A 22,737-nucleotide genomic window follows, 5' to 3' on the forward strand; every position below is an offset into this window, starting at 1 on the left:
TCATGCCCTCCCCAGTGCTGCCCGCAGGGACTTGAGCCCCTGGTCGGCGTTCATGGCATGCGGCAGGCCATCGGCCTCCGCCTGCTGCTGCGCGGCCTCGCGCCCAGCACGCTCGGCGATCTCGGCGCGGGTGCGCTGGCCGTCGTGCTCGAGTAGGTGGCGCGGCGTCAGGTCCTCGCCGGCCATCACCCGATTGATCAGGGCCTGGTACTCACGACCGAAGCGGCGCTCCAGGCGGTCCACCCGGCTCGGCAGCACGTGTGTCAGTTCCCACCAGCCCACGGCACTGCCGGCCATATGCACCGCCTCGTGGCTCCAGCGGTGCTGGCGCGGATCGTGCGCGTTCGCCGTGGCCTCACGCCAAGCCTCGGCCACGGCCGGCAGGCCGACATCCTCGGGGCGGGGCTCGCACAGCGCGGCGAACGCCACCGGCTGTGGCGGCCAAGCCTCGTCGCCGGCCCGGGCCGCCTCGCGCACCTGCTGGCGCAGACGGCCGATGCCCAGCTCCAGGTGGCGAACGCTCAGGTGGGCCAGCTCGGCCAGCCAGCGCTCACCCTCGTCGTAGGCGCCCCACTGGCTGCTGAACTTGTAGCCATAGAGCTCGGTCAACGCGTTGAACACGTGGTCGATCTCACTCTCCGTCACGCGGGGTGTATTCGCCGTCGATGACGTTGCCGGATCCACCTGACTGCTGTGCTCGGGCTTGAGCACGCGCTTCCTGTGCGGACATACGGCGGTGGCCAGCACCTGGGCGGCCGTTTGACTGTTGGGCATGACGAGCCTCCTGCGCCTTGGCGCGTTCACGTTCCTGGTTGCGTTTGATCGCCAGCGGCTTCCACTGGGCGCGTAGCTTGCGGGGTGAGCGGATGTTGGCCTGCCAGAAGTCATCGGCGTTGGCCCAGGCGAACAGCGCCCGGATGTGGCGCAGCTCCCGGCCATCGCGTTCGCGCATCAGACGGATCTGGTCAGCCCAAGCAGCCATCGAGCGGCTCTCGGCGCCGCCAGGCAGGTCGTCGACCCGGGCAGCCATCCACTCGGCCAGTTCCAGGTCCTCGGCGGTGCCCCATTGCGAGCCGCTGCGGTTCTGGATCGCGGCATCGGGGCGGTGCTTCAACGTGGGGGGCTGGGTGGAAGCAACGCTGGAAGAATCTTCCACGGTTGCCTGAGTGTCAGAGCCCTCTCGCGCGTCTTTCCTCGTAGGTACGTCAGTACCTACACCGGAGGTACCGGAAGGGTGGCGCACCTCCCGTGGCGGACATGTGGCGGACTGTCCTGCGTCAGAGGCTCTAGAACGCGGGTTTTGCCGTGGCGCACCTCCCGTGGCGCTCCCATGGCGCACCCCCTGCGGATTTTCTGCACCCTGCGTGGCGGGCTGACCGGCGCGAGCCCCGTCACCATGCGGCTTCTTCCGTGGCGGGCTATTTTCTTCACCCCCCTGCGGATTTTCTGCACCCTGCATGGCAGCCACCTCCTCCGGCACACCGTCGGCATCGGCCAACGGCAGGTAGAATTCCATCGGCGCCACACCGCGAGAGGTGTCGTGCAGCCGCATCAGCAGGCCGGCGGCCACCAGGCGCTGGATCAGACGTTTGATCTGGTCACGGGAGTACGTCACCGCTTCCTCGCGACTGCCAGCCGGTGGGCGGTACTCCAAGCGCTCCTGGATCTGCCGATAGTCGATCTTGCGCGCACGACCGACGATGCCGGTGGCATAGTCCATGTGGCGCCGCATCACGCGCAGGTAGATCACCTGGCATTCCTGCGGCAGCGCATCGAGGGATTCGTCCTCATCGGCATTCCACGACGTCACCTGCTGCGACCTCCGGGGCCTAGCCTGGTAAGGGAAAGAGAGAACATCAGCCGGCATGATCGCCCTCCAGCTTCGCCAGCTCGGCCAGGTAGTCCTCCACCAGCTGCTCATGGCGGACCCACTGCGCCACGACCCGGTCCCGGTCTGTGACGTCTTCCTGCTCGGCTTCCACCAGCGCCAGCAGCATGGCCATGGCATGATGGAAGCGAGCCCGGGTGGCGGCCTCTTCAACCGGGCCGGCATGGTGAGCTGCTCCCTCGACGGCCAGCCCCAGACGGGCGACCTCAAGGACCAAATCAGTGCGGGCGTAGTCGGCGTAGCTCGGCCGTATCAGTGCGGTAGTCATCTCGTCCCCTCGTCCTGTCCCTGTATGCGTGTCCACCCCGGTCAGGCGGTCGCCGAAGTGTCCCGGCCGGGGGTAAGCTTTGGGGTAGAGCGAGGGCCGGCATGCTCCAGCAGCCAGGCCTCGGTGAAGGCGCCGCCACTGGCCGCGGCCATACGACGGGCATGCTGGGTTTCACCAGTAAATTCGGTGCGAGGAAGGAAGCCCCGGTGGAGCCACTTGTAGATACCGCGGGTGCTGATGCCGCAGATGCGGGCGCATTCGGTGACGCCGCCCAGCTTGTCGATGGCTTGGCGCAAAGCGCTCATGGGGCTGAACCTCTCTATAATGTACTTTGGGTACATAATAGATGGGTACTGAAAGTACAATCAAGGATTGAGATCATTGAACCCATGGTTCACGACACCGACTCAAGAGCTGAATTCGTCGCTCGCCTCAAGACTGCACTGCGCCAAACCGGCCGCAGCGGGCGCGGCGAAGGCGCGTTCCTGAAATCCATCACAGGCGTCACACCCAAGGCTGCCAGCAAGTGGCTCAACGGCGAAACTCGCCCCGGGCACGACAACCTAGTCAAGATTGCAGAGCGTCTCGGTGTCCGAGAGGAATGGCTGATTTACGGGCACGGCCCCATGGAGTCTTCCTCAGATGCGCATTCTAGCGATGGCTCTGACGATCGAGTGCGTGAACAGTGGCAAGACAATCAAGCGCCGGGCAGCGGATTGCTCGACTCTTTGATGCGTCTCAAGGGTGCGATAACCCCCCGCTCGAGATCCGCCATTTTTCGCATCGCCAAGGCAGCAGAGGAAGGAAAGATCTCGGAGAAGGACATGGAACTACTGGAAAGGATCGCCGCCCGCTTTGAGCACAACGACAACCCCTCTTGAGTCGATCGAGCTCGCCCGCATGACCACCGCCCTGGGTACGGTGGGCGAAGGCCGCGACAACGAGACCTACAAGGCCGAGCTGATCACCGAGTCCGGCAACACCGTAACCGGCTACGTGAAGCTCTCCGACCGCTCCTATCAGCTGGTCTCCGAGCTGGCTGCGGCGCAGCTCGGCCGCGCGCTGGGGCTTCCGGTCCCCACGCCCTACCTCACCATCGTCGATACCGCATTACTCGAGGAGCGCTTCGAAACCGGATTCGCCGGACACGGACTGATGTACGCCTTTGCCAGTCGCCAGGCCGGCAACGAGAGCTACAGCCTGGAGCGTCTGCTGAACCGCGAGGTGGCCAATGCCGTGAGCTACCTGCAGGATCTCGAGGGCGGTTTCGACTACAGCGGCGCGGCGGCCTTCGATGAGTTGATCGCCAACGACGACCGCAACCTGGGCAACATCGTCTTCACTCCAGCCAACCGCCGTGCCTGGCTGATCGACCACGGCCGAGCGCTCACCGGTGAGCTATGGCCCCTGTTCGGGCTGGACGATCCCACGGTATCCGTCACCAACCATCTTGCCGATGATGCCGCTAAGGGCTGGTCAGAGCCTGGCCGGCGGGAGATGGAACACCGCACCCAGGAACTCTGCCGGGATTGCGCCAAGGTGTCGCTTGAGGAACTGGACCGTGACGGTCATTATCAACGCATCGACAGCGCCATCGACGCGGCCGACATCATCGCATTCCTGCGCCAACGCACCTTCAGGACCGTCGAACTGATATGCAGCCGACTGCAACTCGACCAGCTCCACCTGCCCCCTCCGCAGACACCCTGAGCCGCATCGCCATGCCAGCCGTGAAGGCGCGCTGGATGGCGGTGCAGGCCGAGCCGATCACCTTCTCGGGGGAGCGCATCACCATCGCCGTGGCGATAGTGATGGAGGATGGCGGGTACCAGGTGGTACGGGCTATCGATCTCGAGCCGCTGGAATGCGCGTTCGGCCGCTTTGGCGCGCAGTTCCTCGCGCTGGCCGATCAGGTCGTCGCCAACCTCCAGGGGCATCTGGCCACCGGTGGCCGGCTGGAAGAGTGGCGCCCGATCTTCGAAGGCATCTACACCGGTCAGGCCGTCACCACGCACAACACCAGCGTGGAGAAGATCACCGCCTCGGCTCTGCGTCACACCTCGCTGTTCAGTGCCAAGACGCGGAACCGGCGCGAGAACCAGCCCGGCCAGCGCCAACTCGTTCGTTTCCAGAAGCAGATCAAGGACATCGTAACGGCCACCCGCGAAGGCTACGGCCCGCGTTTCAACCGCGGGATGTCCGTATTCAAGAACACGAAGACCCAGTACAGCTACATCGGCGACCACCTGGCCATGAACCTGGCGATAATGGATGCTACCGGCACCGGCCACTCCCAGCAGCGTGATGCGGCTATTCGCAAGCTGAATCAGCTCGCCGCCCTGCGCGACCATGCGCCCCAGTTCAGCCACCAGCTCAAGTCGCTGGTCATGGGCATCTGGGTGCCGAGCCATCAGCTCGACGAGCGCCAGCAGGATCTACTGGACAGCTATCTCGACGAGCTCGCCGTCGACGCCAAGCGGCTGGAGGTACGCTTCGAGCCCACCGACGGCCGGCGGGCCATGGCCGACGCCGCCCAGCCGTTCGCCAGGATGATCCTCGCCGACGTTTGAAGCATTCTGCTACTATTTCGTCTCTTCAAGGTTGATTCCATAATGAGCACTAGAGACTCGGGAGGCGAGACGCAAGTGAAACGCGACCCCGACAGCTTCGACATGACGGGGCATGAGTTCGCCAACTACCTTGCCGTTCATTGCCAAAATGCGAAATGCCCTGCTTGCGGCACTCTGGATCCGCCCATAATGGCAGCAGATTCGGCAGATGGAGTGGTACACCTTTCCACTGCGCCGATCGCTCAGCCTTCAGGGTATGGTGCCAAAGGATATTGCACAGCAATATGCAAACACTGCGCCTATGTCTGGCATTTCGATGCCAGCATGGTCTTGGACTGGGTACTTGATCAACGCAAGAAGGCCCCCGACAATGAATCGTCTTAGAGTCGTAGGCGAAACCTACAGCGGCCCTCCACCCAAGACCCCCTACGGTGGTGATGGCAGCGGAGGAGGAGAGCCCCCCATGAGCGGCCTAGAATCACGTGTGGAACATCTTGAGCGCGATGTCAGCGACATCAAGTCAACACTGGCACGGATGGAAGGTCAGTTCGAGGCCATGAATACCAAGCTGGACAACTTCGCCACGAAAACCGAGCTTGCCCATACCGAAACCCGCATCATCAAGTGGAGCGTGGGAACGATCTTGGCAGCAGGTGGCCTCGTCTTCGCCATCATGCGGTTCCTTCCTACCTGAAGAAAACTCGCTTTCAACTGCGTAGACCAAGAACCCGCCCACCGTGGCGGGTTTTTCATGTGGCATATGCCAAGCCTACTGATGACTCCAGGCGCTTGGCGATGCTTTAGAAAATAACTCTCTGCTGAATTAAAAAGGCAGTGTTTTCAACCGCCTAATCCTTCGTGATGGAGCGTGACTTCCCACCTCCTCTCTCGACCGCTCAAGCGAAGAACTTCTAGGTAGATACTCCTTCGCTAACCGATTGGAACGGTTCAGGAACTTTCGGGACAGATCGCCTCAAAGGCCACAACTCATCCACAGGTTATCCACTTGATGAGCGGCAAAAAGCACACTATCTTGTGCCCGTTGGCTGCCTGAACCACAGGTTCATGTATCCAGCAAAAAGAAAAAGGCCCTCCTCTCGGAGAGCCTTTGTCGATCACCAACGATAGGAATCGCTAATGGGAAAGGTATCTCAAGACACAACCAAGCGGGCATGCAAAGGCGTTGGCGCGCCACATGCTCCGTTGCGTTTTGAGGGGGTATTACCTTCGTGTGTAACTCTAGTGCCGGGAGGTTTGGCTGTAAACCACAATCTGACACGTTTTCGCACGTTCGTCAGTTGGGTTAGCCGTAGCGGATCACAGATTTCGCACCATATCAACAGCGCTTCCTCATCGTTGCCTCTCCAGACAGGTGACAACAATGAGCAAGTACGAAGAGGCTCGTCGTAAGGCGAGCGAAGCAGGCCGCACCATGCGGGAATGGCAGATGAAGGCAGACACCCTGAAGAAACAGGATGAGGCCCAAAGCAAGAAGCAGCAGGATCTCGTCCTCGATGACGATTCGTAATCCTGACTGACGCACGAGCACAGTAACCCGCCTTCCGAGGCGGGTTTTTTGTGCCCACCTCACACAAAAGCGCCCCAGCCATCCATGGCCGGGGCACTTGCCTCATGACGCGGCGTTGATTCCAGGGCGGCCCTCGGGTCGCATGCGGCGTGCGTCACACCCCCAGCATGTCCCACGCCCCACCATCCCGCCGTAGCCGAAACACCTCGTCACGTATCAGACATCGCCCACAGCCGCTGTCATCCTCCGCCCACCGAGGCGAGTTTTTGTGCCTGCCCGATAAAAGTGAACTTATGGTACTTGACCTAATATGTACCCTTGGTACATATTGTGTTCACAAGATCACAGCACGGATGGGGAACCTCTCATGGCACACACACCGCAGACTCTCGAATTCGCCGGATTCCGCTGCCACTACGGCCCGCGTGGTAGCAACCTGCCCACCGCCAAGCAGGTGATGGTGCTCGCCGGCCTGGCCGCCGGCATGACGCAGAAAGAGATCGCCAAGGCACGCGGTATCAGCCCGGCCACCGTGAAGAGCACCGCCGAGGCGCTCTACTACCGGCTCCACGCCATCCGCGCCGCCGACGCCATCGTGAAGGGCCTGCGTCGCACGTGGATCGCCCCGCTCGCCATCCTGCTGATGTGCGCCGACCTCCACGGCCAATCGCTGCGTGCCCGAACCCCGGTGCGCACCCGTCAGCAGACCACCGTCACCGCCCGCGCCAGCTCAGGCGGCCGCGGCCTCGACCTCGGGGAGCTGGCCGCATGATGAGCACACCCGCCCAGGGCGCCCAGCGAATCGCCCACGTCTTCCAGCGCCACGGCATTCACATCGGCATCGCCGCGCCGCTGATGCAGATCCACGAGATCGCCATGGCCATCAACCTCGCCGGCGGCCACGACGTTCACGTCAGCTACGAACGCAACCGCGCTGCCCCCGGCGGCCACGCCCTGGTGATCGGCACCAAGGCCGAGGCGGCCGAGTGGACCGACGGCAGCGGCCTTCGCGACCTGATCTACCTGCCCAACCGCCACGCCGACGACGCCCAGCGCCACGCCTGCATCCAGCGCCTCGGCGACATCGCCGCGGCCCTGCACCAACTGCTCGAGGACGCCGCGCCATGCGCATGACACCCAACGACCGCCGCGCCATGGGGCTCGTCGCCGCGTTCACCGGGCTGGTAGTGGGCGCCGCCCTGCTGCTCGCCATCGCCGCGATCACCCGGATGGACACCCAGGTCGCCAACGCCGCGCACCGCCAGTACTGCGACGACGTGGCGCTGTGGCAGGCCGAGGTCGAGCGCGGCATCCCGCTTAACCGACGCGCCGGACAACCCGACTATCGCGACATCGCCGACGAACAGTGTCCTGCCCGCCTGCGCCCGGACGCCCCGACCCACGAGCGCCAGCTGGCGCAGTTCTGAGGAGAGCCGAAATGCGACTGATAGACCAGCTGACAAACCACCCGCTCCTCGAGGAGCGGCCCGTGAAGTTCATCTTCGAGCCGATGGGGTTCGAGGTTCACGTCGAGATCGCCGAGGAGCCCGATCCCGATGAGCAGCCGGAAGAGAGCGAACGCTTCCTGGCGGACATCGAAGCCTACATGGATGCGCTGCCGTTCAGCGTGCCCGAAGGCTTCACCGAGCTGGACCGCTGGAGCAACGAAGACTCCGAGATCGTGATGCTGGCGGTGAAGCCGACCACGGCGCTGGCTCGCGCCCTGATGGCCGAGGTCGATGAAGCGGAGGTGCAGGCATGAATCACCGCCCTACCACCCCCAAAACACAGCATCGACGCGATCTCGGTTTGGCTCGATAAACAGGCCGTTCAGCAAGCATTCACCACCTTGGTCGCTCCGATTATCGAGGCCGCCGCCACGGCTAATGCCTATGGCGAAGATGTCGCCGGCCAGCTCCATGGCGATGACGGCCGCATGTATCCCAAGGCCGGCGAGGCGGTGATCGGCCGTCCCGGCAGCCTGATCGTCAAGCTGGTCATCGAGCCTGACGTAAACGGCTGGATGGGCGAGAGCCTTACCCATGACGAGGTCAATGCCATCGGTATCAGCAACATTGTCGTCGACGGAAAACAACTGAAAAGCCGCCAGGAGCCCTGACATGTGGTTCAAAAACCTGCACCTCTACCGCCTGCACGACGCGCCCGATCTGGACGCCGCCACCCTCGAGGCCGCCCTGGGCGAACAGGCCTTCCGCCCGCTCGGCGGTAGTGAGGCCCGCCGCTTGGGGTGGTGCTCGCCCGCCGGCCGCGCCAGCACCCTGCTGTGCCACGAACTCCAAGGCCACCGACTGATCAGCGCCCTGCGTCAGGAACGCATCCTGCCAAGCGGTGTGGTCCGCGAAGAAGTCGACGAACGTGTCGAGGCCATCGAGACCGCCGAGAGCCGCAAGCTGCCCCGGCAGGAGAGGCTTGCGATCAAGGAGCAGGCCTATGAGGAACTGCTGCCCCAGGCCTTCGTGCGCAGCCAGAAGATCGACCTGTGGTGGGATACCCGCCGCGGCCTGATCGGCATCAACACCGGCAGCCGCAAGCGCGCCGAGGAGCTGCTCGACCTGCTGCGCGAGACCCTGGGCTCACTCAAGGTCACGCCGCTGGCCACCCAGACCCTGCCGATGCGCGCCATGACCACCTGGCTCGGCGAGCCCGCTTCACGGCCCACCGACCTGGTGCTCGGTGATCAGGTCGAGCTCAAGGCCAAGGGTGACGACGGCGTGGTGCGCGGCCGGCAGGTGGATCTCGACAGCGACGAGATGCAGCAGCTGCTCGAATCAGGCCGCCAGGCCAGCAAGCTCGCCGTCGGCATCGAGGGTCTCGTCCGGTTCGTGCTCCACGACGACCTCGCGATCAAGTCGCTGCGCTTCGACGACGCGCTGATCGACGAGGCCAGCCAGACCGACGACGGCGACGACGCCATCGTGCGCCTTGAGACCGACTTCCTGCTGATGGCTCAAGCCCTGGCCGACAGCATCAACCGGCTGATCGGGTGGCTGGGTGGCGAGGCTCAGGCCGGCGCCACCACGCCTCACCCCGCCTGACATCGACGATCGCCCTGGTCACACCAGGGTCTCGCCCCAGGCATCGCCGGCCAGTGCCACGGGGATCGCGAGCAAAACGCCGGCAGCTGGCGACGAGTTCCCCCATCGCTCGGGCGCCAGCACCCCAACTGTTCCCTGCGTTTCCCGGCCTACGGGTCGGGCTTTTTCAGGGCAGTGGTGAGGCAGTCATCAAGGGTTTCTTGACCACTGGCTTGGCAACACGAGGAGGTCGTAATGCGCACCTGGAAGGAATGGACCACGCGCCAGCTCGCCATCTTGGACCGGGACTATCCCGATGGCGTGGCGCTGGGCGTCATCGCCCAACGCACCGGGCACAGCATCTATGCCGTGAAGACTCGCGCCGCCCTGCGGGGCTTGGTGCACCCCAATCGCCGCAGCCAAGCGCGCATCACGCGCTTCGAGCGCCAGCACGGGCGCACCCTCGCGCGGATCGCCCTCTGGTACCGCGAGCGGCGTTTGTCACGCAGAACCCTCGCCCACGACATCGGCATCGAGATCAAGGCGCTCCGCAACGCCCTGGGCGAAGAGCTGTGGCAGTCATGGCCGCGCATGACGATCGGCCGCATCGATGCCGCCCGCAAGCGGCGCCATTCCCACAGCCGTCAGCGCCCCGCCCGGGAGGTCAGCCATGCCGAGAAATGACGGCAAGCCGTGGAGCGACACCGACGAGCGCCTGTTGCACCAGCTCTACCCGAACGACAGCAACGCCACCCTGGGCAAGATCTTCGGTCGCCGCCCGAGGAATGTGCAGCAGAAAGCCCTGGCGCTAGGGCTCAGGAAATCAGAGGCCTATATGGCCACGGGCCCGGGGCAATTCCCGCCCGGTAACCAGCCGTGGTGCAAGGGGCTGACCGGTCTGAAGCTCGGCAGCGAGGACACCCACTTCAAGAAAGGGCAGAAATCCCACAACTGGGTCCCGCTGGGCAGTGAGCGACTGGCAAAGGACGGCTACCGCCAGCGCAAGGTGACCGACACCGGTTACCCACCCCGCGATTGGCGCATGGTGCACCACCTGGTGTGGGAGGAGCACAACGGCCGACCGGTACCCGAGGGCCACATCGTGGCCTTCCGTGACGGTGACAAGGCCAACGTCACACCCGAAAACCTGATGTGCATCACCACGGCCGAGAACATGCGCCGTAACAGCATTCACCGCCTGCCGCCGGAGCTATCTGACCTCTGTCGGCTCCGCGGCTCACTCACCCGCAAGATCAACCGGAGAGCCCGCTCATGAGGAACAAAATCCACGACCTGCGCAACCACCTGTTCGCCGAACTCGAGCGGCTAGGCGACGATTTTTTTTTCGCGCCCGCGCCATCAGCGGCGTCGCCGGCAGCCTGATCGACAGCGCCAAGGTCGAGGTCGACTACCTCAAGGTGACCGGGCGGGAACAGGGTAGCGACTTCCTGCCCCACGACGGCGCGAAGCGCATAGGAGGTGACGAGTGAGCATGGAGCCGCTTTATGCCGGCGCAGCAACCGAGAGGGCCGTGGCATGAGCCGAGCGCTACGCCTTCACGAGCGCTACACCCGCGCCGAGCTCGCCGAGCAGGTGCGCCAGCTCCAGGACGATCCAGCCGCCCAGCAGGCCGGCGAAATACACCTGCTAACCCGGGCCGCCCGGCGCAAGCTCGACGACCTTCTGCTGGCGATCTACTGGCACGACCGACCGCAAGGCAACACCCGGCAGCAGCCGGCCCAGCCCGACATGAAATGGTGGTGAACATGACAACTAAGCAAAATACCGTACAGCCAGCCAGCGATGGTGAGCAGCATGGTGCACATACTGGCGAACTGAGCTCCGGCATCACCCTCGACAAGCTGGAGAAGCTGGCCCGCATGGCCAGCGTGGGGCCGTGGCATGTCCGCGAGATGGGCGGCGACTGTTTTGTGGAAGCGCCGGGGTCGCCCGACATGGCTTACCGGCTGGACGTATGCGGTGACGACTACACCGGCCACGGTGACGAGGAACAGCGACACCACAATATGCAGTACATCGCCGCCGGCGATCCCGACGCCGTTATCGCCCTGATCGAACGGCTGCGCGGGTCCCTCGCCCTTGAGCAGGCCCTGGCGGCGCGATGCGATGGGGCCGAGCGGCTGCGCGACCGCTACCGCGCCGAAAGCCGCGACCTCCGTCGGCAAGCCTCTAATGCCGCGAGCGCCAGAGACAACGCCCTCGCTGAGCGGGACACGGCCGAGGAAGAGCGCGATGCCCTGGCGGCGCATGTGGAGCGGCTAATTCGCGGTGGCAGATACCTCCATCGCGAGCTTCAGCAGTGGTCGCTCACAGAGCGAGACCCCGAGACGAGCGCTGCGATGTCCACATGGGACGTGATCGTTGACGGAACGCCCACCACCTCCCTCGCCCGCCGGGATGCCGAGAAGGAGTGTTACGGGATGCAGGAGGCGCTGGAGGCCCTTGAGTACATGGATCGAGAGGTTGGCAGCGATCGAGGGGCCTTAGACGCCACCCGAGACGAGCTGCGCGCCCGCGTCGCCGACTACCGCCGCCAAGCCGAGCAGGCCGGCATGAACGGGGGAGAGACATGACCCAGCCCACCCACACCCACCGGCAGCATGGCGGCCGGTTCGCGATGGTCGCGCACTACAACGGCGACACCGCCCTCGAGGCGCAGATGATCGTCATCTACCGCGACCTGGATCGCGAGATCGAGACCGCCACCACGGCGAAGGACTGGGAGCAGCACTGGAAGCCGATCGCCGCCGACGACTGCACCCTATGCCTGGGCACCGGCACCGACGCCATCAAGGGCAACAAGGCCAACCCCTGCGGCGGGTGCTACGGGCTGGGCAAAGTGATGCAGAACGGTAAACGCCCTGAAGACTGCTGGCATGTGGCCGAGGTCGCCCTGGGCGTCATACAGCGCCAGCAGCGGATCATCGAGCAGCGGGATCAGGTGCTTGCGCTCCCCGAGATACAGGAAGCGTTGCAAGCAAGGAATGCGAAGAAAGGGAAAGAGCCGCCGGACTGGGTCCAGCGCGAACAGGAATGGCGAGAAGGCGGTGGCCGTGGCCACGGCGGACGCCGGCACACAGGAGACTGATGATGGCTTTGCTCACACCGGAAGAAGTGGCCCAGCGGCTCGCCATGAGCCTGAGTTGGGTCTACTCGAACAAGCACCGCATCGGCTACCACCAAATTGGTGCTGCGATCCGGTTTGAGGCGGGCGACGTCGCGGCATACTCTGAGGGCTGCAAGCGCGGCCCTCAGCCAGGGGGACGCAACACATGGGAATCACTGTCCGATACAGGGAGAAGCGCGACCGGTGGGTGGTCACGGAAACGCACCACGGTCAGCGACATCAACAAACGTTTGCAGGGACTCGAGAAGGGGAGCGCCAGGCGTACGAGTACGCGGCCAAGCGCGAAGCAGCACTGAACGAGGCCGAATTCCACGGCGAGGTGATGGGGCGCCAGCCACGGCGCACCTTCATCGAAGGCCTCGAGCGCTGGATCGATGAGTACGACGTAGCCAGCCAGGTGAAGGCTATCCGCCCGGTCGCGGCCTACATGGGCGACCGGGTGATGCTCGGCCAGGAGTCGCTCGACAAGGCCAGAGAGATGGCCCGGGATTTGCGCAAGAAGGGCCGCGCACAGAGCACGATCAATAACCACCTCCAGGTGGTGAAACGGGTGCTCAACCTGGCCTATCGCGAGTGGGGATGGCTCGAGCAGCCGCTGGGAGACAAGCTCAGGAAGAAATCGCCGAAGAACGAGCGGCATGTCTACCTGACGACCGAGGACCTCGGCGAGCTGCTACAGGCCATACCCGACCGCAACATGGTCGAGAAGAAGGTCATCGCTTTGGCAGCGCTCACAGGTTTGCGCCAGGGGGAACTACTCAGCCTGGATGCCTCGAACGTCCACGGTGGTCGCATCCTACTGCGACCAGACCAGACGAAGAGCGGCAAGGCTCGAGTGGTACCGGTACCGGAAGACGCGCGCCCGTGGCTGGTGGATCTGCCGTTCGCCACTACGTATTCGCGCCTACGCCATGCCTGGGAGACTGCCCGCGCAGCCGTCGGCCGCAAGGAACTGCGTTTCCATGACCTGCGCCACAGCTATGCGAGCATGCTGGCCCAGGCCGGCGAGAGCATGACCACGGTGCGGGATCTTCTAGGGCACTCGAGCCTGATCGTGACCAGTCGATACAGCCACATGTTCGACGCTGGACTCGATGATATTGGCGCGCGGCTGCCGTCGCTGAATGCGGCCATCTGCGACCAAACTGCGACCAAGCACTGAGGAGGGGTGCTACGAAGAGGGAGGGAAATGCTGCTAAGCATTTGATTCTGCAATGGTGCCGGTGGTCGGACTCGAACCGACACACCCGTGAAGGCGGCGGATTTTGAATCCGCTGCGTCTACCAATTCCGCCACACCGGCAACGGCGCTGTATTATACGCAGGCGAGACGGAAGGTCAATCACAACCCCCTGACTTCGCGGCGGCGACAGGGTATCCTTGGCGGCTTGTCACGGCTCGCTCGAGCCCGTCGACGCTTTCTTCCTTCTGTCATCCCATTATCCGGACGTTTCACCTCATGCAGCGCGCCGACTTTCATTACGAGCTTCCCGAGGCGCTGATCGCCCGTTATCCCTCCGAGCGCCGCAGCGACTGCCGGCTGCTGAGCGTCGACGGCGAGAGCGGCGCGCTCACGCATCGTCGTTTCCCCGACCTGCTCGAGACCCTCGCGCCGGGCGACCTGCTGGTGTTCAACGACACTCGTGTGATCCCGGCACGCCTGCACGGCCACAAGGCCAGCGGCGGACGCGTCGAGATGCTGCTGGAACGCCCGCTGGACGCCCACCGCGGCCTGGCCCACCTGCGCTCGAGCAAGTCGCCGAAGCCCGGCACCGAGCTGGAGTTCGAGGGCGGCATCCGCGCCGTGGTCGAGGGCCGCCGCGAGGCGCTGTTCGAGCTGCGTTTCCACGGCGAGACGCCGCTGGTGGAGCTGCTCGAGCGTCACGGCCATATGCCGCTGCCGCCCTACATCACCCGCGAGGACGAGCTCTCGGACCGCGAGCGTTATCAGACCGTCTACGCCCGCCGCGACGGTGCGGTAGCCGCACCGACCGCCGGGCTGCACTTCGATGAAGCGCTGCTCCAACGGCTCGCCGAGAAGGGCGTGGAGAGCGCCTTCGTGACACTGCATGTGGGCGCCGGCACCTTCCAGCCGGTACGCGCCGACCATATCCAGGACCACGAGATGCACAGCGAATGGATCGAGGTCTCCGACACGGTTTGCGAGCAGGTTCGCGCCGCCCGCGCCCGGGGCAACCGCGTGATCGCGGTGGGCACCACCGGCGTGCGCTGCCTGGAAAGCGCCTGCATGAAGAGCGCCGACGGCGAGATCGCGCCCTATAGCGGCGAGACCGATATCTTCATCTATCCCGGCTATGAATGGCGGGTGGTCGATGCCCTGATCACCAACTTCCACCTGCCGGAGTCGACGCTGCTGATGCTGGTCGCCTCCTTCGCCGGTTACGAGTCCGTGATGAATGCCTACCGAGAAGCGGTACGCGAGGGCTATGCCTTCTTCAGCTATGGCGATGCCATGTTCCTGACCCGCAAGACCCCCTGATTCCCCCTGCGGCCGGTAGCGCTGCCTCGAAGGCACCTTCAGGCCATGGGGATCGAAAGCGCCAACCTGGCTGTCTTCAGGGCATCTTGTCCCAGTATTGAGATCTTCCATGCGAGACGAATGTTTCATGAACTTCGAGCACCTGGCCAGTGATGGCCGGGCGCGCCGCGGCCGCCTGAGCTTCCCGCGAGGCACCGTGGAAACACCGGCGTTCATGCCGGTCGGCACCTATGGCACCGTCAAGGGCATGACGCCAGAGTCGGTGGAAGGCATCGGCGCCGAGATCATCCTCGGCAATACCTTCCACCTGTGGCTGCGCCCGGGCGTTGAGGTGATCGAGGGTCACGGCGACCTGCACGACTTCGCCCAGTGGGACAAGCCGATCCTCACCGACTCCGGCGGCTTCCAGGTCTTCTCGCTCGGCGAGACCCGCAAGATCACCGAACAAGGCGTGCACTTCCGCTCGCCGGTGGACGGCTCCAAGGTATTCATGGGCCCCGAGGAGTCGATGGCCGTGCAGCGCTCGCTGGGCTCGGACATCGTGATGATCTTCGACGAGTGCACGCCCTACCCGGCCACCGAGGACGAGGCCAGGCGCTCCATGGAGATGTCACTGCGCTGGGCGCAGCGCTCCCGTGACGCCCATGGCGACTCCTCCTCGGCGCTGTTCGGCATCATCCAGGGCGGCATGTATCCCGAGCTGCGCGAGACGTCACTCGAGGGCCTCGAGAAGATCGGCTTCGACGGCTATGCCATCGGCGGCCTGTCGGTGGGCGAGCCCAAGGAAGAGATGATCAAGGTGCTCGACTACCTGCCCGAGTGGATGCCGGCCGACAAGCCGCGCTATCTGATGGGGGTCGGCAAGCCCGAGGACCTGGTGGAAGGCGTGCGCCGCGGCGTCGACATGTTCGATTGTGTGATGCCGACCCGCAATGCGCGAAACGGCCACCTGTTCACCGAACAAGGCACGGTCAAGATCCGCAACGCCAAGCATCGCCATGACACACGTCCGCTGGACGACGCGTGCGACTGCTACACCTGCCAGAATTTCTCGCGCGCCTATCTGCACCACCTGGACCGCTGCGGAGAGATGCTCGGATCGATGCTCAACACCATCCATAATCTGCGCCATTATCAACGCTTGATGGCTGGTTTGCGCGGTGCTATCGAAGCGGGTACATTGGCCAACTTCGTGGAAGGGTTCTATGCGCAGCGCGGTCTGCCGGTTCCCCCCGCCCCCGATTAACCGGCGGCCGGCGCTCACGGCCGGCCACCGAGCGCCGATGGACGGCGCCTTGTTTTCCCGCGACTCAGGAGATTGTCGTACATGCTGGACTTCCTCATTTCCCCGGCCATGGCCCAAGACGCCGGCGCCACAGGTGGAGGCATCGCTCAGATCGTGATGCTGGGCGGCTTCGTGCTGATCTTCTACTTCCTGCTGTGGCGTCCCCAGGCCAAGCGAGCCAAGCAGCACAAGCAGCTGATCGCCGGCCTGTCCAAGGGTGACGAGATCGTCATCGGCGGTGGCATGATGGGGCGCATCACCAAGGTCAGCGAAGATAGCGAGTTCCTGTCCATGGAAATCGCCGAAGGCACCGAGGTCAGCGTCCAGAAGACCGCCGTGGCTTCCGTTCTGCCCAAGGGCACGCTCAAGTCCATCTGATCGGATGCCCTCGCGCCCGCACCGCCGCCCGGCCGTGCGGGCCGCCCTGCGACCACCGAGGCGGGGCCCGGCCGACCGGCTCCGCCCGGTGCTCGTGATGGCATAGTGTCCGAACCATCATCAGCAACCTGAGGGCAGGGCCCCCATGCTCAACCGTTACCCCCTGTGGAAGTATCTGCTGATACTTCTCGTGCTTCTCGTCGGCCTGATCTACTCCCTCCCCAACCTCTTCCCCGAGGATCCGGCGGTACAGATCAGCAGTGACGGGGGCGACTTCAGCCTCGACGAACGCCGCCTGAATAGCCTCGAGAGCTCCCTGACCGATGCCGATATCGACATCCAGTCCATCGAGCGCGACGCCAAGAGCGTACTCATCCGCCTGCACAATGCCGACGATCAGATCCTGGCTCGCGACATGCTCAGCGAGACCCTCGGAGACGACTATGTCGTGGCACTGAACCTGGCCGAGTCCACGCCGGGCTGGCTGAAATCGCTGTCTGCTTCCCCCATGACCCTCGGCCTGGACCTGCGCGGTGGCGTGCACTTCCTGCTCGAGGTCGACATGAAGGCCGCCCTGACCCAGCGTCTCGAGGTCAACGCCAGCGCCATGCGCGAGACCCTGCGCGACGAGCGGATCCGCTACCGCAACACCGAGGTCCAGGAACGCTCGATCCACATGGACTTCATGAACGCCGAGGACCGCGACGAGGCCCGCAGCCTGATCCGCCGCGACTTCCCCGATCTGGATTACCGCGACCTCGAGCGTGAGCGTGGTGCCGGCCTGGCCATGACGCTGACCGATACCGCCGTGCAGGAGATCCAGGACTACGCGGTCAACCAGAACCTGACCACGCTGCGCAACCGCGTCAACGAGTTGGGCGTGGCCGAGCCACTGGTCCAGCGTCAGGGCCCGGCACGCATCGTCGTCGAGCTGCCCGGCGTGCAGGACACCGCCGCCGCCAAGCGCATCGTCGGTGCCACCGCCAACCTGGAGTTCCGTCTCGAGGCCCGCCCGGATACCCCGCAGGCCGAGACCGAGAGCTACGACTTCCGCAATACCGAACGCACCGCCACCCTGATGCGCGACGTCATCATCACCGGCGACAGCGTGTCCAACGCCAACCGTAGCTTCGACGAGAACGGCCGTCCCCAGGTCAACATCAATCTCGATGGTACCGGCGGCACGCTGATGAACCGCTCGACGCGCACCAACATCGGCCGCAACATGGCGGTGTTGTTCATCGAGCACAAGACCCGCGATCGCACGGTGATGGAGGACGGCAAGGAGACCACCGTCCGCACGCCCTATACCGAGCGCAGCATCATCAGCCTGGCCACCATCCAGAGTGCGCTGGGCAACAGCTTCCGCATCACCGGGCTCGAATCGCCCACCGAGGCGGCCGACCTGGCACTGCTGCTGCGCTCCGGTTCGCTGGCCGCGCCGATCTACTTCGCCCAGGAACGCACCATCGGGCCGAGCCTCGGCGAGAAGAACATCGAGCGCGGCATCCTCTCGGTGCAGATCGGCCTGCTGCTGGTGGTGGCCTTCATGCTGATCCGCTACAAGGTATTCGGCGTGATCGCCAACCTGGCCCTGGGCTTCAACCTGGTGTTGCTGGTGGCCGCCATGTCACTGCTCGGCGCCACGCTCACGCTGCCCGGCATCGCCGGCATCGTGCTGACGCTGGGCATGGCGGTGGACGCCAACGTGCTGATCTTCGAGCGAATACGCGAGGAGATGCGCACCGGGCTCTCCGCCCAGCAGGCGATCCACGCCGGCTATGAGCGAGCCTTCACCTCGATCGTCGACGCCAACATCACGACCCTGCTGGTGGCGCTGATCCTGTTCTCGATCGGCACCGGCCCGGTCAAGGGCTTCGCCGTGACGCTGTCGCTGGGCATCCTGACCTCGCTGTTCACCTCGCTGATGGTGACGCGGTCCATGGTCAACCTGTGCTATGGCAGAAAGCCCGTGAAGAAGCTCTGGATCTAGGAGAAGGTCATGCAAGCGTTTATCAATCGACAGCTCGACTTCATGGGCAAGCGCCGGCTGGCCTTCATCGCCTCCGGGGCAATGCTGCTGGTGTCGGTCGTCGCCCTGCTGGTCAACGGGCTGAGCCTCGGCCTCGACTTCACCGGCGGCACCCTGGTCGAGGTGCGCTATCCATCGGCACCGGCACTGGCCAGCGTGCGTGACGCCCTGGAGGCCGCCGGCTTCCAGGACGTGGCCGTGCAGACCTTCGGCGCCTCCACCGAGGTGCTGATCCGCCTGCAACAGGTCTTCGAGGCCGGCGTCGGCGACCGCGTCGTCGATGTGCTGAACCAGGGCGGCGCCAGCGTCGACCTGGTCCGCGCCGAGTTCGTCGGCGCCCAGGTCGGCGACCAGCTGCGCGACCAGAGCGGCATGGGCATGCTGGTGGCACTGGGCATCGTGATGCTCTACGTGGCGGCCCGCTTCCAGTACAAGTTCGCCCTCGGCGCCCTGATGGCCCTGGTCCACGACGTGATCATCGTGGTCGGCGCCTTCGCGCTGTTCGGCCTGGAGTTCGACCTGACGGTGCTGGCCGCGGTACTCGCGGTGATCGGCTACTCGCTCAACGACACCATCGTGGTCTATGACCGCATCCGCGAGAACATTCGCAAGTCGCGTATCGACGACATGCCGACGATCTTCAACGAGGCGATCAACCAGACCCTGTCACGCACCCTGGCCACCTCCGGCACCACCCTGCTGGTGCTGCTCGCCCTGTTGATCCTGGGCGGCGACATGATCCATCACTTCGCCGTGGCGTTGCTCATCGGCATCGTGGTCGGCACCTTCTCGTCCATCTACGTGGCCGCGGCGCTGTTGCTGCCGCTCAAGCTCAGCCGCGAAGACCTGATCCCGGCCAAGAAGGAAGACACGGACGACGAGGAGCTGCCCTGACGGAAAGCCTCCTCCCGCCCACTAAAAAGCCACCCCACGGGGTGGCTTTTTACGTCGCATCACCGTGCCTCAGCGTCGGATCAAGTCGCCACGGTGCGCGCCTTCCGGGCGCCGCGCACCGCCTCGGCCAGGCCCCGCGTCAGCTCGACGACCCGGCGCACCCCCGCCTGCGGCCGGTCCGCCTCGCCGACGGCATCGGTCAGCACGGAGCCGACCACCACCGCATCGGCGAAGCGGGCGATGCGCTCGGCCTGCTCGGGAGTGCGAATACCGAAGCCGACGCCGATCGGCAACGCCGTATGGCGACGGATCGCCGCCAGCTCGGCTTCCACCCCGGCGACGCTCGGCGCCGCGCCACCGGTGACGCCATTGCTCGACACGTAATACAGGAACCCCGAGGCATTATGCAGTACCCGCGGCAGGCGTCGCGCATCGGTGGTCGGCGTCGCCAGGCGGATGACATCGATGCCGTGCGTGCGGGCCGGCACGGCGAACTCCTCGTCGTGCTCCGGCGGCAGGTCGACCACGATCAACCCATCCACCCCGGCCTCGACCGCCTCTTCCAGGAAACGCTCGCTCCCCATGCGGTGGATCGGGTTGTAGTAGCCCATCAGGATCAGCGGCGTCGTGGCGTCGTGCTGGCGCAGCGCACGCACCATATCGAGTGTCCTGGCCAGGGTCTGGCCGGCCTTCAGGGCACGCAGCGAGGCGGCCTGCACCGAGGGGCCATCGGCCACCGGATCGGTGAACGGCATGCCCAGCTCGATCAGGTCTGCGCCCGCCTCGGGCAGGGCCAGCAGGGTCTCTAGGCTGGCCTCGTAGCCGGGGTCACCGGCACTGATGAAGGGGATGAGGCCGGCGCGGCCGGCGGCCTTGAGCTCGGCGAAGCGGCGCGCGATGCGGTGGTGGGGCTGGGTCATCGTCTCGTCTCCCTCAGTCTGCGAGTTCATCGGCCAGGTGCCGGGTCACGGTATCCATGTCCTTGTCGCCCCGCCCGCTCAGGTTGATCACCATCAGATGGTCATCCGGCAGGCTCGGCGCCCACCGGATGGCATGGGCGATGGCGTGGGAGGACTCCAGCGCCGGGATGATGCCTTCCAGGCGACACAGGGCCTGGAACGCCGCCAGCGCCTCAGCGTCATCGATGGCCACATACTCGCCGCGCCCGGACTCGTGCAGCCAGGCATGCTCGGGGCCGATGCCCGGGTAGTCGAGGCCGGCCGAGATGGAGTGGGCGTCCTGGATCTGGCCGTCGCTCGACTGCAGCAGGAAGGTCCGGTTGCCGTGCAGGACCCCGGGACTGCCGCCCTGGAGACTGGCGGCATGCTTGCCGGTATTAAGCCCCTCGCCGGCGGCCTCCACGCCGATCAACCGCACGCTCTGATCCTCGAGGAAGGGATGGAACAGGCCCATGGCGTTGGAGCCGCCACCGATGCAGGCCACCAAAGAATCGGGCAGCCGCCCCTCCTTGGCCTGCAGCTGCTCGCGCGCCTCGCGGCCGATCACCGACTGGAAGTCACGCACCATCGCCGGGTATGGGTGGGGGCCGGCGACGGTGCCGATGATGTAGAAGGTGTTATCCACATGGGTGACCCAGTCGCGCATGGCATCGTTCATCGCGTCCTTCAGCGTGCCGGCGCCGCTGGTAACCGGGATGACCCTGGCCCCCAGCAGCCGCATGCGATGCACATTGGCCTGCTGGCGGTCGATGTCCACCGAGCCCATGTAGATGATGCACTCCATGCCGAAGCGGGCGGCCACGGTGGCGGTGGCCACGCCGTGCATGCCGGCGCCGGTCTCGGCGATGATGCGCCGCTTGCCCATGCGCCGGGCCAGCAACACCTGGCCGATGCAGTTATTGATCTTGTGCGCGCCGGTATGCATCAGGTCTTCGCGCTTGAGATAGATCCGCGCGCCGCCCAGGTGGTCGCTCAGGCGTTCGGCATGATAGAGCGGACTCTCGCGTCCGATGTAGTCGCGGCGCAGCGTGTCCAGCTCGGCGTGAAAGGCGGGGTCCCGCTTCGCCGCCTCATAGGCCTCCTGGAGATCGAGGATCAACGGCATCAAGGTTTCGGCAACGAAGCGGCCACCGAAGCGGCCGAAGAAGCCATCGGCATCGGGGGCGGTATCGGCGAGCGGGTGCGACAGACCCATGGCAACGACTCCATGACGGGGGGAATGACGCTCAGGATAAAGCGCGCCAGCGGCCTGTGATAATCGATCATTACTCGCTAATCTGTGAGAAAAGCTGACGTATCAGGAGCCCGCCGTGAGCGACCGCCTACCCTCGCTGAATGCCCTGCGCGCCTTCGATGAAACGGCCCGCACGCTGAGTGTCACCCGCGCGGCACACGCCCTTCATGTCACCCATGGCGCGGTCAGCCGGCAGCTCAAGCAGCTCGAACAGCAACTCGGGGTGGCCCTATTCCGCCGCCAGGGCCGCGGCCTCACGCTGACCCGGGAGGGCGAGCAGCTGAGGGCCTCGACCTCACCGTCCTTCGACCGGCTCACCCAGGCCTGCACCCAGCTGCGCCGGCGCGCCTCGGACGCACCGCTGGTGCTCGGCTGCCCCGGCAGTTTCCTCGCCCGCTGGTTCATCCCCCGCCTGGATCGGCTGAAGGCTCAATGCCCGGAGCTGAACCTGCACCTGACCGCCGATGAGTCGATGGCCGACCGGCTCGGTGGCGACGTCGACGCCGTGCTGCGCTTCGCCGAGCCGCCCTGGCCCGACGACGTTCGCGTCGTGGAGCTGGCGCCGGAACGCATGGGCCCGGTGCTGGCGCCGGAGTGGCTCGCCACGCCTCACCCCGAGGCCTGCGACCTGACCGCGCTACCGATGCTGCATACCCAATCGCGCCCCCAGGCCTGGTCGCAGTGGTTCGACGCCCGGGGGCTCGCCCCCACCACGATGCGTCATGATCAGTCGTTCGAGCACCTGCATTACATGCTCGAAGCGGCGTTGGTCGGCCTGGGCGTCGCCATCGCGCCGTCCTACCTGGTCGAGGAGGACCTGCGCACAGGGCGGTTGATCGCGCCCTGGGGCTTCATCGAGACGCCGGCCCGGCTCGGGCTGTGGTTGCCGGCGGGGCCGCCGCGACGCGATATCGAACGGCTGGCCGACTGGCTACGACACGAACTGGATCACCCTGCCTGAGCGACGCGCAGCAAAAAGCCCCCGGGATCGCCGGAGGCTTCTCGTGGCCGCGTATCGC

28 protein-coding genes and 1 tRNA gene are annotated in these 22,737 nt (G+C 65.2%); 23 read left to right on the forward strand and 6 right to left on the reverse strand.

Annotated features, from left to right (window positions below; all coding sequences use genetic code 11):
• The 3 genes from ETC07_RS07880 to ETC07_RS07890 are packed head-to-tail and all read right to left on the reverse strand — an operon-like array spanning position 1 to position 2,156.
• Positions 1 to 645, reverse strand: a complete 645-nt coding sequence (locus ETC07_RS07880; protein WP_168709198.1) for a replication protein P — start codon at positions 643 to 645, stop codon at positions 1 to 3.
• Positions 632 to 1,810, reverse strand: a complete 1,179-nt coding sequence (locus ETC07_RS15660; protein WP_168709199.1) for a phage replication protein O — start codon at positions 1,808 to 1,810, stop codon at positions 632 to 634. The genes ETC07_RS07880 and ETC07_RS15660 overlap by 14 nt, the downstream gene beginning before the upstream one ends.
• A gap of 46 nt (positions 1,811 to 1,856) precedes the next feature.
• Positions 1,857 to 2,156, reverse strand: a complete 300-nt coding sequence (locus ETC07_RS07890) for a hypothetical protein (RefSeq protein ID WP_136247957.1) — start codon at positions 2,154 to 2,156, stop codon at positions 1,857 to 1,859.
• A 101-nt stretch (positions 2,157 to 2,257) separates the two neighbouring features.
• On the opposite strand from ETC07_RS07890, the gene ETC07_RS15780 reads away from it, so the two are divergent.
• The 17 genes from ETC07_RS15780 to ETC07_RS07980 all read left to right on the forward strand — a co-directional run bounded on the left by ETC07_RS15780 (position 2,258) and on the right by ETC07_RS07980 (position 13,599).
• A complete protein-coding gene (locus ETC07_RS15780) occupies positions 2,258 to 3,037 on the forward strand; it encodes a helix-turn-helix domain-containing protein (protein ID WP_205742521.1) in 780 nt (259 codons plus the stop codon).
• A gap of 19 nt (positions 3,038 to 3,056) precedes the next feature.
• The gene (locus ETC07_RS07905) at positions 3,057 to 3,866 is read left to right on the forward strand and encodes a HipA family kinase (RefSeq protein WP_136247960.1); all 810 of its coding nucleotides are present in this window, start codon (positions 3,057 to 3,059) and stop codon (positions 3,864 to 3,866) included.
• Between the two features lie 11 nt (positions 3,867 to 3,877).
• Positions 3,878 to 4,726, forward strand: a complete 849-nt coding sequence (locus tag ETC07_RS07910) for a hypothetical protein (RefSeq protein ID WP_136247961.1) — start codon at positions 3,878 to 3,880, stop codon at positions 4,724 to 4,726.
• 463 nt (positions 4,727 to 5,189) lie between these two features.
• On the forward strand, positions 5,190 to 5,420 hold the full coding sequence (locus ETC07_RS07915) for a CCDC90 family protein (protein ID WP_136247962.1): 231 nt from the start codon (positions 5,190 to 5,192) through the stop codon (positions 5,418 to 5,420).
• Between the two features lie 687 nt (positions 5,421 to 6,107).
• Complete coding sequence (locus ETC07_RS15665; RefSeq protein WP_168709200.1) at positions 6,108 to 6,254, forward strand: hypothetical protein; 147 nt, start codon at positions 6,108 to 6,110, stop codon at positions 6,252 to 6,254.
• 367 nt (positions 6,255 to 6,621) lie between these two features.
• The gene (locus ETC07_RS07920) at positions 6,622 to 7,026 is read left to right on the forward strand and encodes a LuxR C-terminal-related transcriptional regulator (protein WP_168709201.1); all 405 of its coding nucleotides are present in this window, start codon (positions 6,622 to 6,624) and stop codon (positions 7,024 to 7,026) included.
• Entirely contained in the window at positions 7,023 to 7,388 is a 366-nt protein-coding gene (locus tag ETC07_RS07925) for a hypothetical protein (RefSeq protein ID WP_136247964.1), read from the forward strand. Before ETC07_RS07920 ends, ETC07_RS07925 begins: the two co-directional genes overlap by 4 nt.
• On the forward strand, positions 7,379 to 7,681 hold the full coding sequence (locus ETC07_RS07930) for a hypothetical protein (RefSeq protein WP_136247965.1): 303 nt from the start codon (positions 7,379 to 7,381) through the stop codon (positions 7,679 to 7,681). The genes ETC07_RS07925 and ETC07_RS07930 overlap by 10 nt, the downstream gene beginning before the upstream one ends.
• A gap of 62 nt (positions 7,682 to 7,743) precedes the next feature.
• Positions 7,744 to 8,016 (forward strand): hypothetical protein, encoded by a 273-nt coding sequence (locus ETC07_RS07935; RefSeq protein WP_136247966.1) that lies wholly within the window; start codon positions 7,744 to 7,746, stop codon positions 8,014 to 8,016.
• A 174-nt stretch (positions 8,017 to 8,190) separates the two neighbouring features.
• Positions 8,191 to 8,373, forward strand: coding sequence for a hypothetical protein (locus tag ETC07_RS07940; RefSeq protein WP_168709202.1), 183 nt, complete (start codon positions 8,191 to 8,193; stop codon positions 8,371 to 8,373).
• A gap of 1 nt (position 8,374) precedes the next feature.
• Positions 8,375 to 9,310, forward strand: coding sequence for a recombination-associated protein RdgC (locus ETC07_RS07945; protein WP_136247968.1), 936 nt, complete (start codon positions 8,375 to 8,377; stop codon positions 9,308 to 9,310).
• 234 nt (positions 9,311 to 9,544) lie between these two features.
• Positions 9,545 to 9,973 (forward strand): hypothetical protein, encoded by a 429-nt coding sequence (locus ETC07_RS07950; protein ID WP_136247969.1) that lies wholly within the window; start codon positions 9,545 to 9,547, stop codon positions 9,971 to 9,973.
• Positions 9,960 to 10,565, forward strand: coding sequence for an HNH endonuclease signature motif containing protein (locus tag ETC07_RS07955; protein ID WP_136247970.1), 606 nt, complete (start codon positions 9,960 to 9,962; stop codon positions 10,563 to 10,565). Before ETC07_RS07950 ends, ETC07_RS07955 begins: the two co-directional genes overlap by 14 nt.
• A 260-nt stretch (positions 10,566 to 10,825) precedes the next feature.
• Positions 10,826 to 11,053 (forward strand): hypothetical protein, encoded by a 228-nt coding sequence (locus ETC07_RS07965; RefSeq protein ID WP_136247971.1) that lies wholly within the window; start codon positions 10,826 to 10,828, stop codon positions 11,051 to 11,053.
• Positions 11,054 to 11,055: 2 nt separating this feature from the next.
• A complete protein-coding gene (locus ETC07_RS07970; protein ID WP_136247972.1) occupies positions 11,056 to 11,883 on the forward strand; it encodes a hypothetical protein in 828 nt (275 codons plus the stop codon).
• The gene (locus tag ETC07_RS07975) at positions 11,880 to 12,398 is read left to right on the forward strand and encodes a hypothetical protein (protein WP_136247973.1); all 519 of its coding nucleotides are present in this window, start codon (positions 11,880 to 11,882) and stop codon (positions 12,396 to 12,398) included. The genes ETC07_RS07970 and ETC07_RS07975 overlap by 4 nt, the downstream gene beginning before the upstream one ends.
• Positions 12,399 to 12,582: 184 nt before the next feature.
• A complete protein-coding gene (locus ETC07_RS07980; protein WP_136247974.1) occupies positions 12,583 to 13,599 on the forward strand; it encodes a tyrosine-type recombinase/integrase in 1,017 nt (338 codons plus the stop codon).
• 53 nt (positions 13,600 to 13,652) lie between these two features.
• Here ETC07_RS07980 and ETC07_RS07985 read toward each other — a convergent pair.
• Positions 13,653 to 13,739 (reverse strand) — tRNA-Leu (locus tag ETC07_RS07985).
• 156 nt (positions 13,740 to 13,895) lie between these two features.
• Here ETC07_RS07985 and queA point away from each other — a divergent pair.
• The 5 genes from queA (at position 13,896) to secF (ending at position 19,525) form a co-directional block, all read left to right on the forward strand.
• Positions 13,896 to 14,936 carry a tRNA preQ1(34) S-adenosylmethionine ribosyltransferase-isomerase QueA gene (queA, locus tag ETC07_RS07990; protein WP_136247975.1) on the forward strand — a complete coding sequence of 347 codons (1,041 nt, stop codon included), beginning with the start codon at positions 13,896 to 13,898 and terminating at the stop codon, positions 14,934 to 14,936.
• Positions 14,937 to 15,063: 127 nt separating this feature from the next.
• Positions 15,064 to 16,182: a tRNA guanosine(34) transglycosylase Tgt gene (tgt, locus tag ETC07_RS07995; RefSeq protein ID WP_205742524.1), complete on the forward strand. Its 1,119-nt coding sequence runs from the start codon at positions 15,064 to 15,066 to the stop codon at positions 16,180 to 16,182.
• A gap of 81 nt (positions 16,183 to 16,263) precedes the next feature.
• The gene (yajC, locus tag ETC07_RS08000) at positions 16,264 to 16,599 is read left to right on the forward strand and encodes a preprotein translocase subunit YajC (protein ID WP_136247977.1); all 336 of its coding nucleotides are present in this window, start codon (positions 16,264 to 16,266) and stop codon (positions 16,597 to 16,599) included.
• 145 nt (positions 16,600 to 16,744) lie between these two features.
• Positions 16,745 to 18,592 (forward strand): protein translocase subunit SecD, encoded by a 1,848-nt coding sequence (gene secD, locus ETC07_RS08005; protein ID WP_136247978.1) that lies wholly within the window; start codon positions 16,745 to 16,747, stop codon positions 18,590 to 18,592.
• A 9-nt stretch (positions 18,593 to 18,601) separates the two neighbouring features.
• A complete protein-coding gene (secF, locus tag ETC07_RS08010) occupies positions 18,602 to 19,525 on the forward strand; it encodes a protein translocase subunit SecF (protein WP_136247979.1) in 924 nt (307 codons plus the stop codon).
• An 80-nt stretch (positions 19,526 to 19,605) separates the two neighbouring features.
• On the opposite strand, the gene trpA is transcribed toward secF, so the two are convergent.
• Both trpA and trpB read right to left on the reverse strand, forming a co-directional pair.
• Positions 19,606 to 20,445: a tryptophan synthase subunit alpha gene (gene trpA / locus ETC07_RS08015; RefSeq protein WP_136247980.1), complete on the reverse strand. Its 840-nt coding sequence runs from the start codon at positions 20,443 to 20,445 to the stop codon at positions 19,606 to 19,608.
• Between the two features lie 13 nt (positions 20,446 to 20,458).
• Positions 20,459 to 21,679, reverse strand: a complete 1,221-nt coding sequence (gene trpB, locus ETC07_RS08020; RefSeq protein ID WP_136247981.1) for a tryptophan synthase subunit beta — start codon at positions 21,677 to 21,679, stop codon at positions 20,459 to 20,461.
• Positions 21,680 to 21,794: 115 nt separating this feature from the next.
• Between trpB and ETC07_RS08025 the strand changes: the two genes are divergently transcribed.
• Complete coding sequence (locus ETC07_RS08025) at positions 21,795 to 22,679, forward strand: LysR family transcriptional regulator (protein ID WP_136247982.1); 885 nt, start codon at positions 21,795 to 21,797, stop codon at positions 22,677 to 22,679.
• Positions 22,680 to 22,737: the final 58 nt, after the last annotated feature.

It is taken from the genome of Halomonas borealis, assembly GCF_004798905.1.
GTDB lineage: Bacteria > Pseudomonadota > Gammaproteobacteria > Pseudomonadales > Halomonadaceae > Halomonas > Halomonas borealis.